Annotated in this window: 8 protein-coding genes and 1 pseudogene; 5 read left to right on the top strand and 4 right to left on the bottom strand. The window is 46.0% G+C overall.

The window, feature by feature from the left end:
* Positions 1-12: 12 nt before the first annotated feature.
* Both aguA and HQQ92_RS04560 read left to right on the top strand, forming a co-directional pair.
* Positions 13-1,125, top strand: coding sequence for an agmatine deiminase (gene aguA / locus HQQ92_RS04565; RefSeq protein WP_173243492.1), 1,113 nt, complete (start codon positions 13-15; stop codon positions 1,123-1,125).
* Positions 1,126-1,198: 73 nt separating this feature from the next.
* Positions 1,199-2,905 carry an amidase gene (locus tag HQQ92_RS04560; protein WP_173243489.1) on the top strand — a complete coding sequence of 569 codons (1,707 nt, stop codon included), beginning with the start codon at positions 1,199-1,201 and terminating at the stop codon, positions 2,903-2,905.
* 180 nt (positions 2,906-3,085) lie between these two features.
* Here the strand turns inward: HQQ92_RS04560 and HQQ92_RS04555 are convergent, their stop codons facing one another.
* Entirely contained in the window at positions 3,086-4,165 is a 1,080-nt protein-coding gene (locus tag HQQ92_RS04555; RefSeq protein ID WP_173243486.1) for a methionine synthase, read from the bottom strand.
* 55 nt (positions 4,166-4,220) lie between these two features.
* Positions 4,221-5,195, bottom strand: a complete 975-nt coding sequence (locus tag HQQ92_RS04550; protein WP_173243483.1) for a DUF1852 domain-containing protein — start codon at positions 5,193-5,195, stop codon at positions 4,221-4,223.
* Between the two features lie 797 nt (positions 5,196-5,992).
* On the opposite strand from HQQ92_RS04550, the gene HQQ92_RS04545 reads away from it, so the two are divergent.
* Positions 5,993-7,369: a HEPN domain-containing protein gene (locus HQQ92_RS04545; protein ID WP_251071102.1), complete on the top strand. Its 1,377-nt coding sequence runs from the start codon at positions 5,993-5,995 to the stop codon at positions 7,367-7,369.
* Between the two features lie 449 nt (positions 7,370-7,818).
* Here the strand turns inward: HQQ92_RS04545 and relA are convergent, their stop codons facing one another.
* Together relA and rlmD are read right to left on the bottom strand one after the other, a co-directional pair.
* Positions 7,819-10,026: a GTP diphosphokinase gene (gene relA / locus HQQ92_RS04540; protein WP_173243477.1), complete on the bottom strand. Its 2,208-nt coding sequence runs from the start codon at positions 10,024-10,026 to the stop codon at positions 7,819-7,821.
* Between the two features lie 152 nt (positions 10,027-10,178).
* Positions 10,179-11,531 (bottom strand): 23S rRNA (uracil(1939)-C(5))-methyltransferase RlmD, encoded by a 1,353-nt coding sequence (gene rlmD, locus HQQ92_RS04535; RefSeq protein WP_173243474.1) that lies wholly within the window; start codon positions 11,529-11,531, stop codon positions 10,179-10,181.
* A 100-nt stretch (positions 11,532-11,631) separates the two neighbouring features.
* Between rlmD and barA the strand changes: the two are divergent.
* Together barA and HQQ92_RS04525 are read left to right on the top strand one after the other, a co-directional pair.
* Positions 11,632-14,434, top strand: a pseudogene (gene barA, locus HQQ92_RS04530) (two-component sensor histidine kinase BarA).
* Complete coding sequence (locus tag HQQ92_RS04525; protein WP_028761381.1) at positions 14,409-15,008, top strand: YjaG family protein; 600 nt, start codon at positions 14,409-14,411, stop codon at positions 15,006-15,008. Before barA ends, HQQ92_RS04525 begins: the two are co-directional and overlap by 26 nt.
* Positions 15,009-15,080: the final 72 nt, after the last annotated feature.

Below are 15,080 nucleotides of genomic sequence, written 5' to 3'. Positions count from 1 at the left end.
GAGACTAAACTCATGACAAACGTGACAGTGGATGCCACGCAGTTAACGACTAAGCCATCCCAAGATGGTTTTTATATGCCTGGCGAATGGGCTGCGCAGCAAGCAGTGTGGATGATTTGGCCCTATCGTCCTGATAACTGGCGTGCAGCTGGTGCTTATGCTCAGGCGACTTTCGCTATGGTGGCCGATGCCATTGGTGCGGCAACTCCAGTGTATATGGGTGTTCCTAAAGCCTTTTTAGCCGAAGCCAAAACGGTGATGCCATCCCATGTCACCTTGGTTGAAATGGACAGTAACGATTGCTGGGCTCGTGACACTGGGCCAACCGTAGTTGTGAATGACAATGGCGAATGCCGTGGTGTTGACTGGGGTTTTAATGCTTGGGGCGGCCATAACGGTGGTTTGTACTTCCCATGGGATAAGGACGAGCAAGTCGCGCAGCAGATGCTTGCGCAGCATGGTTTTGCCCGTTACAGCGCGCCGCTGATCCTCGAAGGTGGCTCCATCCATGTCGATGGTGAAGGCACCTGTATGACGAGTGCAGAATGTTTACTCAATGCCAACCGTAACCCTGAACTGACAAAAGAACAGATTGAAGACTTACTGCGTGACTATTTGAATGTTAAGCAGTTTATCTGGTTGCAAGATGGCGTGTATATGGATGAGACCGATGGCCATATCGACAATATGTGCTGTTTTGCCCGTCCTGGTGAAGTCATTCTGCACTGGACCGATGATGAGACTGATCCCCAGTATCCACGCTCAAAAGCGGCGCTAGAGGTGTTGCAAAATACCGTGGATGCCAAAGGCCGTAAGTTAAAAATCCATCTATTGCCACAACCGGGGCCGCTGTATTGCACCGAAGAAGAATCAAAAGGTGTGACCGAAGGCACTGGCGTGCCACGCACGGCGGGTGAGCGTTTAGCCGGTTCTTATGTGAACTTTTTAATCACCAATAATCGCATCGTGTTCCCACTGCTTGACCCTGCAACCGATGATATCGCCGCCCAAAAACTGCAGGAAATCTTCCCAGAGCATGAGATTGTGGGTGTGCCAGCCCGTGAGATTTTATTAGGTGGCGGCAATATCCATTGTATTACTCAGCAAATCCCTGCTGGAAAGTAACCCAAGGAGAACAGCATGACGATTGATGTCACTGTTATTACACCACAATTGGCTTTCTGCGGGAGGGCGCAAGATGTTTGAAGTCACTGAAGTTTCCATTGCCGAGCTGCGTGCTGCGCTCGAATCTGGCCACACCACCGCAGTGGAGTTGGTGAAGTCTTATCGCGCGCGGGTTGAGGCGTATGACGGCCCTGCGACAAAGACTAAGCTCAATGCGTTAGTGGTACACAATCCCGATGCGCTCAAAGAAGCTGAGGCGTCAGATGCGCGCCGCGCCCGTGGTGAAACACTGAGCCCACTTGAGGGTATTACGTATACCGCCAAGGATAGCTATTTGGTGAAGGGACTGACGGCAGCGTCTGGCAGCCCAGCCTTTAAGGATTTAGTGGCGCAATATGATGCCTTTGCCGTTGAGCGCCTACGCGCCGCAGGTGCCATTTGCCTAGGCAAAACCAATATGCCACCTATGGCCAATGGCGGCATGCAGCGTGGTCACTATGGCCGCGCTGAAAGCCCATACAATGCTAACTACCTCACAGCGCCCTTCGCTTCGGGCTCTTCAAATGGGGCGGGCACGGGCACGGCGGCAAGTTATTCGGCTTTCGGTCTTGCCGAAGAAACTTGGTCAAGTGGCCGTGGCCCTGCGTCCAATAACGGTTTGTGTGCTTACACTCCGTCTCGCGGCGTGATTTCGGTGCGCGGTAACTGGCCGTTAACGCCGACCATGGATGTCGTCGTGCCTTATACCCGCACTATGGCCGATATGCTTGAAGTGTTGGATGTGATTGTGGCAGACGATCCTATCACCCGTGGCGATCTCTGGCGTCTGCAACCTTGGGTACAAATCCCTAAAGCATCGACAGTTCGCCCAGAATCTTATCTGGCGCTGGCCGCTAGCGCAGACACACTTAAGGGTAAGCGTTTTGGTGTGCCGCGCATGTACATCAATAAAGATGAATTGGCGGGCACTAGCGAAAACCCAGGTATCGGGGGGCCAACGGGTCAACGTATTCATACTCGCCAATCGGTTATCGATCTATGGGAAGCGGCTCGTAAAGCCTTAGAAGCTGCTGGCGCCGAAGTGATTGAAGTTGATTTTCCGCTGGTATCAAATTGCGAAGGCGACCGCCCAGGTGCGCCGACCGTGTTTAACCGCGGTATCGTCACGCCTCAATTCCTGCATGATGAATTATGGGAACTCTCAGGTTGGGCGTTCGATGAATTCCTGCGTGCTAACAATGACCCTAAACTCAACAAACTTGCTGATGTTGTTGGGCATTTGATTTTCCCCCACGACTTAGGCACCTTGCCTAACCGTGAAGGTGACTTAGCGGCAGGCATGGAAGAGTACGTCAACATGGCTAAGCGTGGTCTTAAATCCTATGACCAGATCGACAGTATTCCCGATGGTCTGCGTGGCATAGAGAAGACGCGTAAGCTAGATCTCGAAGACTGGATGGACGAGCTAAAGCTCGATGCAGTGCTGTTCCCAACCGTGGCAGATGTCGGCCCTGCCGATGCGCATGTGAATCCGGCTTCCGCCGATATCGCTTGGAGCAACGGAGTTTGGGTCGCTAACGGAAACCTTGCGATTCGCCATTTAGGCGTGCCGACTGTGACTGTGCCTATGGGCGTGATGGCCGATATTGGCATGCCAGTCGGTTTGACCTTCGCAGGCCGCGCCTATGACGATAATAACCTGCTTAAATTTGCAGGTGCATTTGAGTCAACAGGTGACAGGCGCATGATCCCGCCACGTACACCAAAGCTTGGTGAATAAGCGCTAAGACAATGCATAAGCCCAAGCACTAAATGCATGAGCTTAAAAATGAAAACGGGATTGGCATCAGAATGCCAATCCCGTTTTTTTAATACCGACGTCGATACCTTTTCAACAAAGCTAGACTCATACTGCTATAAAACATACTGCTGTAAAACAGGCTGCAACACTTAACGCGTCTTATCTTAATGCCAAGAGCTCTTTTCTGACGATCTCTGCACCTGCACTCAAGGCGTTGAGTTTGCCTCTTGCGACTTGATGGGATAAAGGAGTCATGCCGCAGTTAGTACAAGGATAAAGCTTGTCGGCATCGACAAATTTAAGGGCTTTTCGTAGGGTGTCAGCCACTTCCTCTGCGGTTTCAATCGTGTCGGTGGCGACATCAATCGCGCCGACCATGACTTTCTTACCGCGAATGAGTTCAAGTAGCTCCATTGGCACATGGGAGTTGTGACATTCTAGCGAGATAATATCGATATTCGATTTTTGCAGTTTAGGAAACACTTCTTCATATTGGCGCCACTCTGAGCCCAAGGTTTTTTTCCAATCGGTATTGGCTTTGATGCCGTAACCATAACAAATATGTACCGCAGTTTCGCATTTAAGCCCTTCAATGGCTCTTTCTAAACACGCAATACCCCAATCGTTTACCTCATCAAAAAACACATTAAAGGCAGGCTCATCAAATTGGATAATATCAACACCCGCCGCTTCTAATTCTTTGGCTTCCTCATTAAGAATTTTGGCAAATTCCCAAGCGAGCTTTTCGCGACTTTTATAATGGTCATCATAAAGCGTATCTATCATGGTCATAGGGCCTGGCAGCGCCCATTTAATCGGTTGCGTAGTTTGCTTGCGTAAAAATTTGGCATCTTCAACAAACACAGACTTTTGGCGACTCACAGGGCCAACAACTGTGGGCACGCTCGCATCATAGCGATCACGAATTTTAACGATTTTACGTTTTGAAAAATCAACGCCGTTGAGGTGCTCAATAAAGGTAGTAACAAAATGTTGCCGTGTTTGCTCGCCATCACTGACAATATCAATCCCCGCTAGCTGTTGATCCTGTAATGACAAACGCAGTGCATCGTGTTTACCGGTAATTAATTCCTCTCCTTGCAATTTCCATGGAGACCAAAGTGTTTCAGGCTCTGCAAGCCATAAAGGTTTAGGCAAACTGCCCGCGGTTGAAGTCGGTAACAGTGTTTTATTAAGCAATGTTTGGTTAAGCGGTGTTTTATTAAGTCTTGTTGTCATAATAATGATGCCGTATTGGATTAATTATTGAGCGTGACGATTAGGCGCAGAGCGACTAAAGGTAATTAGCAGACCATTGTTCAAAAAACGTTTGGTAGGGCTTGATAAAGTGCTCCGCTGCAAATTTGCCTTGCTCATTCGCCAATTGGCTACGTTCTGCTCGGTCATAAACAATTTGAGTCAGAGAATGATCCAGATTTTTCAAATTAGGTTGATAGCATTTCCCTGCAACAGCATTGGCATTATAAATCTCAGGGCGATAGATTTTTTGAAAAGTTCCCATAGTGCTTATGGTGCTTATCAACTCAAGATGGGTGTAATCATTCAGTAAATCACCAACGAAATAAAAAGCTAACGGCGCCACACTATTTGGTGGCATAAAATAGCGCACCTGTAAGCCCATTTTTTTGAAATATTGCTCAGTTAAAGACGATTCATTTGGCTGATATTCAACCCCTAATACGGGATGCTGATTCTCAATTCTATGGTAGGTTTTATTATCAGACACACTGAGACAGATAACCGGTGGCTTATTAAAATTCTGTTTATAAGCATCAGAATTAACAAAAGACTGAAATAGCTTGCCATGTAGACCACCAAAATCATCTGGAATACTAAATTTGGCTTGGCCCTTATTATGTTCTGCCAGTAACACGCTAAAGTCATAATCGCGTACGTAAGATGAAAAGTTATTGCCGACAATACCTTCAATACGTTTATTGGTTTTATGATCAACAATATTGGTTTTCAAAACTTCAATCGATGGGAAGGTTTGACCGCTGCCGTCAATATCCAAATTAACGGAGATAATTTCAAGTTCGACAGTATAACGATCGCCTTTAGGGTTATCCCAATGCGCTAAGGCATTAAAACTGTTATCAATCATCTTTAACGCGTTGCGTAAGTTCGCTTGGCGATGACTGCCTCTGGCCAAATTAGCAAAGTTGGTCGTGATACGCGTCTTGTCTGAGGGATGATAATTTTCATCAAGACAAATGCTGTTAATCGTAAATGTAAAATGCTTATTCATAGTGATCCAGTATCCCATTGTCTGATTTCAAACCTGAGTTTATGCCCTGCGCTTCTAGCTTCTCGACCCGACTCTGATAGACATTATTCGAGTTCTGTCTGAGGTTCTATTTAACTTAAGTGCCAATGACTTAAGTCCTGATGGCTTAGCTAGTGTGCAACTTCAAGCTTGTCTAATATTTCGCTTGGAGTCATTTATACGTGGTTCGACACATGAACAAAAACGGTTTTATTTCACATAGAACATGAGCCATATTCATGATCAATTAGCATGGCGTTGTGGATTAACCTGAACTCGGGATTGGGAAAAGCAGGAAAGCAGGAAAGCAGGAATATTTTTTCGAGTTAGTTTCCCCCCTAGAGATAGTTCGCAATATTGCTGATTGCACACATTTTCCCCATCCTCCTTAGTACAATTAATCAGTTATTTTTTGGGGCATCAGAATTTGCCATAAAATTTCTATTGATGAGTAGCGTCAAATAGTAGTTCACCCGTTACGAATTTTTATATAGTTTCAGCATCGTTTCTAGAATTTATTGCTAGACGACAGCAATAAGCACCAACACTTTTGTTCAACGAAGTGTTAAAACCTAATGGGGGCTATTTATCATTGCTGAGTTCCACTAATGGCATTGATATTTTAATGCAAATAAAATCATGTTCTTAAAAATCATTCAGTACCATAATATGAGAGTCTGTATCTCATGAAGTAGTGGCGATTCATTCCAAATTGACTTTATACTTATAATACCGGATCTTATCCATATTACAGTGTGTATTTTATTATGAGTAGGCTGATGAAGCTATCCAATAGTTGTAAGAAAACTCTGAACTCCTTGCTTGTGGAAATGGTAAAAAGTTACAAGCTCTGGCACACAGATCATAAAGCCTATTTCCAAGAATTTACTGGAATAGACCGTTTATTTTTAAGCATAAACGCTCCCACCGACCTTGCTAAAGAAATGAATGATAGGTTTCATGCAGATGAGCATTGTGTATTTCAACTACATCATTCCAACCTATCATTAGTTCAAATTAGAGAGTTATCAGAAGAAGTTAGAAAGCAGAACAATCTAAATTGCCACTCTTACGAGTTAAAAAGTGTTTTAGAGGGGATTATCTACGAATATGTTAATGCTGACCTCAATAGCTTTGCCGATAGTTTTGATAATGACGGTGTGTTTTATAAGCCAAATTACGAGATATTTGATAAAATTTTCAACCGCAGGATCCAGCAATTTAAAGCAACTTTTTCAAAACTTGTATATCAATTTCCAGTAATTGTTTTCAGTTTGCAGAATGCACTCAACTTGAGTCAGAACATTCGTCTCATACCGCTAATACCAGAAAAATTAAAAAAAAATGTATTATCTAAATTTAAATATTCTAGGTCATTCGCACCAAATTATTATCTTGAGGTCAGTGTTGATACGCCTTGCAGTAGAAGCCTTTCTATAGAATTGGCAAAGAGAGCGCGTGATACGGCCTATAATGTCCTAAAGTTATTGGCAACTAGATATTCCACAAATGCAGTACCGCTACTATCAGCTAATGACAGAACCTTTCATCACTTTTATTTCCATAGATCAGGTATTAATGTTGAAGCACTACACACTGATACGAGTATTCATTTTCCTGTCTTCCAAAAGGACTCTAAGGAGTTCTGGCAGCACTTCAATGACGAAAAGGACTTACCCAATAGCCTAATAAATATTGCGTTCAACATACCTGAATTGCTGTTAGTCCCAGATATGAAGCAACAGAGGGTTGTAGATCGCTTAGAGCGCTCACTGCTATGGTATGGTGATGCCTCTACCGACTCAAATTCATATTTACAGATACAAAAAATGGTGAGTTCATTAGAAGCAATAGTAAATTTTAAAGAAGCTACTACAACTGAAACATTCAAGACTAGGGTTAGAAATTTGAATATAACTCACAAAGGTATTTGTGAGGACAAAGCTAAAATGGCTGCTGAGCTTTACAATGCACGTTCAAGAATTGTGCATGGTAATTCGATTAATGAGAAGTTAAGTTTTTGTCCGGTACAATTTTGCGCTGAAACTCTGCTAAGAGCGATTTTTTATCTACACCTCTTTGGTATCCACAAAACCGGATTTAGCAAGTCACTCCCCCAATTTATTGATGACATTCCTCTAAATGCTATTATCTAAAATGAGAACTGTCGATAGTTAAGCAAATGCAGGAATAAGTCACAAAAGGACGGGACAGCAGGACCGAGGACATTATCTCATCTGAGGGTATCGTGTTTGAGCTATATATCTATCGCACTTCTGTCCCAAAGTTTCTTATGCTCAATCGAATGACTTCGCTCAAACCAAATCAGATTGAACAATTAAGCTAAATACTCATGACTTAATTTTTGAACCTACTGGTTACGCTAATACTTGAAAGGTGCGCCATGGTGATTTGTGAGACGACCGTCCGCCCCATGGACGGGGGCGGTCGAGCATCCACGGATGGACTGGCTGCGCGTCGGGGAGCAAATGCCATGGCAAACCATTGCTCAGAACGATGAACAGCCTCCCTACCGCCCCAATCCTTTATCTCTTGCTTCTAGATGGCTTCTAGATATCGCTCGCTTCAAAAGGCGTTACGAGCCTTAAAGTCGTCTTGCCTCAATCACGCTATCGACTTGGGTCAGTTTAGATAACACCCGCGATAAACCATCGAGGTTATAAAGCTCCAGTTCCAACTCAATCGCGGCTGTCTGGTTTTTAGTGTCCGATGATGAACTCATGGCCAGTACATTGGATTTTTCAGCAGCCAGCACTGAGGTTAAGTCGCGCAATAAACCACTGCGATCGTGGGCTAATACCCGCAGACGCATGCGATAACCGCCGGAGTAATTTTCGCCCCAGACCACATCGACACCGCGCTCTGGGTGAACCCGCATTAACTCTTTAACTTGTTCACAATCAGCGCGATGCACAGAAATGCCACGGCCTTTAGTGATAAAACCTAAAATCTCATCACCGGGAACGGGCTGACAACAACGGGCGATATGGTTAAGTAAGTTACCCACACCGTTGACTTCAACCTGACCACGGCTACTTGAGGTCGGTTTGTGTTGGCCTTTCTTAACTAACTCTTCGACCGCATCTTCTTCTGACACTTCGTCGAGTCGCAGACGGCTTTGAATATGGTTAACCACTTGATGCAGACGCACATCACCGCCGCCAATGGCCGCCAGTAAGTCATCCATGCTCGCCATATTAAAGCGCTCGACCGCGATGGCCGCGTCTTTAATTTTAAGGCTCACACGCGCGAGTTCTGATTCAAGCATTTCTTTGCCAGCGACAATATTCTTGTCTCTGTCCTGCTGCTTAAACCAATGCTGGATTTTAGAACGCGCCCGCGAGGTACGGATATAACCTAAGTTAGGGTTAAGCCAGTCGCGCTTAGGATTGGGCTGTTTCGAGGTGATGATCTCGATACGCTCACCCGTTTCAACCTGATAGGTAAACGGTACAATACGGCCATCGACCTTAGCACCAATACATTTATGCCCCACTTGAGAGTGAATGTAATAGGCAAAGTCGAGCACGGTTGAGCCCAGTGGCAAGTCGACGACTTCACCGCTTGGGGTGAACACATAGACTCTATCTTCAAACACTTGGCTGCGCACTTCTTCGACCAAGTTGCCACTTTCGACCACGTCTTCCTGCCATTGCAGAATTTTACGCAGCCAGTTAATTTTTTCTTCGTAGCCGCTTTGCTTACCGGAATGATTGCCTTCTTTGTATTTCCAGTGGGCGGCCACACCCAGCTCTGCATCTTCATGCATGTCTTGGGTACGAATTTGAATTTCAACGGTTTTGCCCTCAGGCCCCACCACCACCGTATGAATCGATTGATAACCGTTAGGTTTTGGGTTAGCGACATAGTCGTCAAATTCCCGAGGAATATGGTGCCAAAGCGTATGCACCACACCTAACGCGCCATAACAATCCTGCAGACGTTCAGTCACGATACGCACGGCGCGCACGTCAAACAACTCATCAAATTTAAGGTGCTTGCCCTTCATCTTGCGCCAAATACTGTAGATATGTTTCGGCCGGCCGTAGACCTTAGCGCGAATTTGATCTTCATCTAATCTTTGTTGCAACTGACTGACAAACTTGTCGATAAAAACTTCACGATCCAGTCGTTTGCCATCTAATTGCTTAGCAATGTCTTTATAGGTATCTGGATGCAGGTAGCGGAAAGAAATATCTTCCAGCTCCCACTTTAATTGACCAATACCCAAACGGTTAGCCAGCGGCGCGTAAATATCGGCAATTTCACGGGCCAGCAGCACGCGAGTTTCTTCGTCGGCATTTTTCACCGCCCGTAGTAAACACACACGCTCGGCAAGCTTAATCACCACAGCGCGCACATCTTCAACCATAGCCAATAACATGCGGCGGATATTGTCGATTTGCGGCTCGGTTGAACGACTATTAGGATTGATTTTCAAGGCGCCAATCGCGTTCATGGTCACGACACTCGCGACTAAACGCGCCAGCGGCTCACCAAATTTCTCTTGGATGGCTTCTTCGGTCAATAACCCAGCATCGAGCACCACAAACAAAATTGCCGCCTGCAGGGTTTCAATGTCCATGTTTAGCGGTGCGAGGATTTCGATCATCTCTCGAGCACGTTCGAGCAGTTCTCTCTTCGCCGCAGGACTCTTGGCTGGTAAGGCGTCAATCTGCCCTATCAAAGAGAGCAGCATCTGCGCTTCATCGGCATGACCGACATAGCGAGCTACCCAATCTTCTAAGTGAAAATCGGGATCATTAAAGTGCGCTTCGCGAACAGAGACCATCTAATTTATTTCCTTATCCGTGCTCAGAGAGAAAGTGGGCACCACTTCAGCTCTCCTATCTTCAGCATTGGCGCGAACTTGTCAAACCCAACCGACGTAATAATCACATTTTTTACGTTATTCAAACGCTTTGCTTACTTTGCCAGCGCAAATTACTTGGTTAATTCAAACAGTGCCATGGCTTCGATATGGTGTGTTTGTGGGAACATGTCGATAAGTCCCAATTGCTGTAATCGGTAACCGCGCTCTAACAGTACAGCGCTATCGCGAGCCAAGCTCGCAGGATTACAAGATACATACACGACTTTGCGCGGCTTCATTTTCTTTAGCCATTGCAAGCTTTCAAATGCCCCCGCACGAGCGGGATCAAGCAGTAATTTATCAATCTTGCCCATCCAAGGCTCAAGGGATAAATCCGCACTTAAATCGCCGTGGTAAAAGGTCAGTTTATCCAGATTGTTAGCTTTCGCGTTCACCCGTGCCTGAGTCACCATTTCGGCAACCCCTTCGACGCCAATCACATCCGCGCCCATTTTCGCTAAGGGCAAACTGAAATTACCCATGCCGCAGAACAAATCCAAAATGCGCTCATCAGGTGCTGGCGCTAACCAATCCATCGCTTGAGCGACCATGGCCTTGTTAATCTGTCCGTTCACTTGCACAAAGTTACCTGGGGTGAAACTTAAGCTCACCGCATCCAACTGCGCATTTTCATCTAACAGTTGATAAACAGGTAACACTAACTCAGCGCCGACGCCTTGGAATTGGCCTTCGTTATCCTGCAGACAAATATGGATCTGATGCAGCTCAGCAAAGGCGGACAACTTAGCGAGATCTTTATCGTTTAACGCCTTAGTGATACGCAGCACGGCAAAGTGACCATTATCGGCGGCAATTAACTCAAGATGACCTAAGCTGGCTTTAGCTGACAATTGGTTCAGCAACTTAGCAAAGGGGACGATCAAGTCCGATAATGGCTTAGCTAACACCAGACACTGACTGATTGGCACCACATTGCTGCTACTGGCGGCGCGAAAGCCTAAACTTAAGTGCTTGGTATTTTTATCAAATAAAGTTGCAAGACGGGCGCGGCGACGATAATGCCAACCTTCCCCCGTGAGTGCAGGCGATAAAGCACCGCCTTCAGTGCCAGCAAACTTAGCCATAATATCCAGCAACGCGGCTTCTTTATGCTCACGCTGACCCGATAATGACATATGCTGTAAGTCGCAGCCGCCGCAGGTGTGGTAGTGTGGACACTCAGGCTCAACGCGCTCAGGACTTGATGAATCGACTTTAATCAACTTGGCACGGGCATAATTTTTCTTTTGCTCGGTGAGCTGTACCGTCACGGTTTCATCGGGCAAAGCGCCAGGGATAAACACGACTTTACCTTGATGTTGTGCTATACCAGCACCTAAGTGATCGAGCTGTTCTACGCTCAGCGATAACTTAGCCGACAACTGTTTGGAACTATTTGGTTTTGCTTTAAAAAATTGCGCCATTTCGGCCTCTAAATCAATAAAATACTGGCAAAGACCGCCCTCTTTCTGGCAGTCTTATAAAATTATCTTAGTCTCTGTCACAGGAAACACCGCCGCTGCTATGAACCCTGTCAACAACATGACCAAATACAGCCTACGTTCTTGGGTTCTTGTGCTGGCGCTCGCGCCAACAATCTTGGTCGGTATCCTTCTGGGCAGCTACTTTACCATAAACCGTTTTTATGAGCTCGAAGATACGCTCGTCGAACAGGGCAGCAATATTATCGAGCCCCTGTCGATTGCCAGTGAGATCGGCTTAGTGGCGAATGATCGCGAGGCGACCAAACGCTTACTCGCGGCGGCACAGCTCAACAAATCCACCTTAGTAAAATCCATCGCGATTTTCGATGCCAATAATCAACTCTTTGTGACCTCCCACTATCACAAAGACTTTGAGATTATGCGCTACAAAGAAGCCCTCAACACGCTGCATAAAACCGAAATTGAACATGTGGACGACAGCCTTATTTTACGGACGCCCATTTTTGCCACAGGCCCCATTGCTGCTCCCTGCTAATTACGATATCCAGACAGACGATGGTCATCTTTTAGGTTATATCTCGATAATAATCAATAAAGAACGCGCCTTGTTAGAGCAGCATAGAGCCGCAGTCGCCGCCTTTATTATCGTGTTGATCGGCGTGCAGTTAAACCTGCTATTTACTTTCCGGCTAGTGAAAAACGTCACTCAGCCCATTACTGAAATGGTGCGCGTCGTCGCTAAAATCCGTGAAGGTAAATTAGACGCCCGCTTAGATGGCAACTTGATTGGTGAGCTGGACTTACTCAAACGCGGTATCAATGCCATGGCGGGGTCGCTATCGGAATACCATGATGAGATGCAGCAAAATATCGACCAAGCTACGTCGGATCTGCGGGAAACCTTAGAGCAGATTGAAATCCAAAACGTCGAGCTGGATTTAGCTAAAAAACGCGCCCTAGAAGCCAGCCGAATTAAATCTGAATTCTTAGCGAATATGTCCCACGAGTTACGTACGCCACTCAATGGTGTTATCGGTTTTGCGCGGCAATTAGTCAAAACACCATTGCATTCGAGCCAAGTCGATTACATCAAGACCATAGAACGCAGTGCCACTAACCTGCTGGGTATCATCAATGACATTCTCGATTTTTCTAAACTCGAAGCCGGTAAAATGGTGTTAGAAAACATGCCCTTCGGCCTTAGGGAAACCATAAGCGATACGATTACCTTGATCTCCGGCAGCGCCCAGGCCAAAGGCCTAGAACTCGTCGTCGATATCGCCCCCAACGTGCCCGACAATGTCAATGGCGATGCCATGCGCGTATGCCAAATCATCAATAACTTGGTTGGTAACGCGATTAAATTCACTGACTCTGGCAGCGTGATGGTCAAAATCGAACTGCAGAGCCAGTCGGATGAACAAGTGGTACTGCGCTGTGATGTGGTCGACACTGGTATTGGTATAGATGAAAGTCAGCAGGACTTTTTATTCCAAGCCTTTGGCCAAGCAGACTCGTCGATTTCGCGTCGCTTTGGTGGCACCGGCTTAGGTTTAGTGATCACTAAGCGTTTAGTGAATCAAATGGGCGGCCAAATCGGCTTTACTTCATCCCCAGAAAAAGGCTCAAACTTCTGGTTCAGTTTGCCGCTCGGCTTAGGTCAATTCCAAATCGGTGACTCACTGCCGCTCGAAAAACTCAAAGACAAAACCATACTGTTTTACGAACCGCGAGTACTCACCCACGCAGTATTAAGCCGCCAATTGAATCAATGGGATACAAAAGTCACCCATCATCAGCATATTCCAAGCTTGTTGACTACGCTCACCACGGCTGAAGCGCCATACGACTATGTTCTCCTGAGTTGCCATGGGTTTAGCGATTCAGCACAACTGGTAAGTACACTAAACTTAGCGAAGACCAAAACAGATTGCCTTATCGTGCTATACGATTGCCAAGAACAGGATGCCTTAACCCAATTTATTCGCCCGAATGCCGATGTGGTGTTGTCTCTGCCAGTCAGTGAGCATCAGCTTGCGCGCAACTTACTCTATCCACCGATGGAGTACGACATCATAGCCCCTGCGACAATATCCACGCCGGTAGCGCGCCAATCTTTAACTGTGCTAGCGGTAGATGATAACTTTGCCAACTTAAAACTGATTGATACTTTACTCAGCGAATTAGTGACGACTGTGGTTGCCGTCAACAGTGGTGATGAAGCAGTTAAACAGGCGAAGACTCGCACCTTCGACTTGATTTTTATGGATATCCAAATGCCTGGCACAGATGGCATTAGCGCCACGAAGCAAATTCGCCAAGGCTCGATGAACCGCAACACGCCGATAATTGCCGTGACAGCCCATGCCATTGCCGAAGAACGCGAACTGATTTTAAGCAGTGGTATGGACGGATATTTGCCTAAACCTATTGATGAAGCGGCGCTCAAAGACATTATTCATCGCTGGATCACTCGACCTAAGTTCACCCATTTTGACCTGCATACGCTGAACTGGGATTTATGCTTAACCCAAGCCAATCACAAGGCCGATCTCGCCTTAGATATGCTCAGAATGTTACTCGACTCATTGCCGCAAACCGTGGCGACGATTCAAACGGCGCTAAGTCAAAACGATCACCCAGTCATGCTCAGTACTATCCATAAGCTGCATGGTGCGAGCTGCTACTGCGGCGTGCCAACAACCCAAAGATTATGCCAAGAAATTGAATCGGCGCTAAAACGTGAAACATCGGTTGAAGATCTCGAACCCGAAATACTAGAGTTACTTGATGAGTTAACTAAGGTAGAATCTGCGGCAAATCAAGTGATATCACAGCTATCAGCGGAAATAACAGATGACCAAAAAAACGGGCTTCTTTAAACGTCTCAAGGCGTTAACACTGCCACAAAAACAACTCTTTGCCACTGCACTTTGCCAACGTATGTTGCCCAACTATCAACTGTTTTCCGAAGTCTGTGAGTTTGGCGATCCTACTGTGTTGAGTACCGCATTAGAACTATTGTGGCAATCCCAGTACGACTCCAAGCTGAAATTCAATGTCGATGTGCATCTGCAACGCTTGGAAGATAACACCCCAGATCCTGCTGATTTTGAAGCCTATGGCGTCTATCCTGCTATGGATGCAGTGGTCGCAATATCGACCTTACTAGGTGCAATTCAAGGCAAAATTGAAGAAGACATAGTCAATATCAGCAAATTGTCATCCAGCACAGTGGCTAACTACATCGAAGCGATCAGCGATGTCGATTTGGTGGATGAAGCATTAGATGATTTCGTTTTCGCCCATGAAGTCATGGAAGAAGAGAAAGAATTACAAAATTCTCTGCTGGAAATTATTGAAGAAAATCCGAAGATCACTGCAGAACTGGTCAAGGGTTTACGCAAAGATATTATCGAAGCTGGCGTATCAAATATCGGTATCAGCGTCGCTTAACTGATGAGGTGCTTGGGGTTACTCAAGCACCTATTATCCATACAGAATAAGAAAGGGATCATCGTTTTACAC

Source organism: Shewanella sp. DC2-4 (assembly GCF_013248875.1).
Classification (GTDB): Bacteria; Pseudomonadota; Gammaproteobacteria; order Enterobacterales; family Shewanellaceae; genus Shewanella; species Shewanella oncorhynchi.
This window is presented reverse-complemented; position numbering and strand designations above follow the sequence as displayed.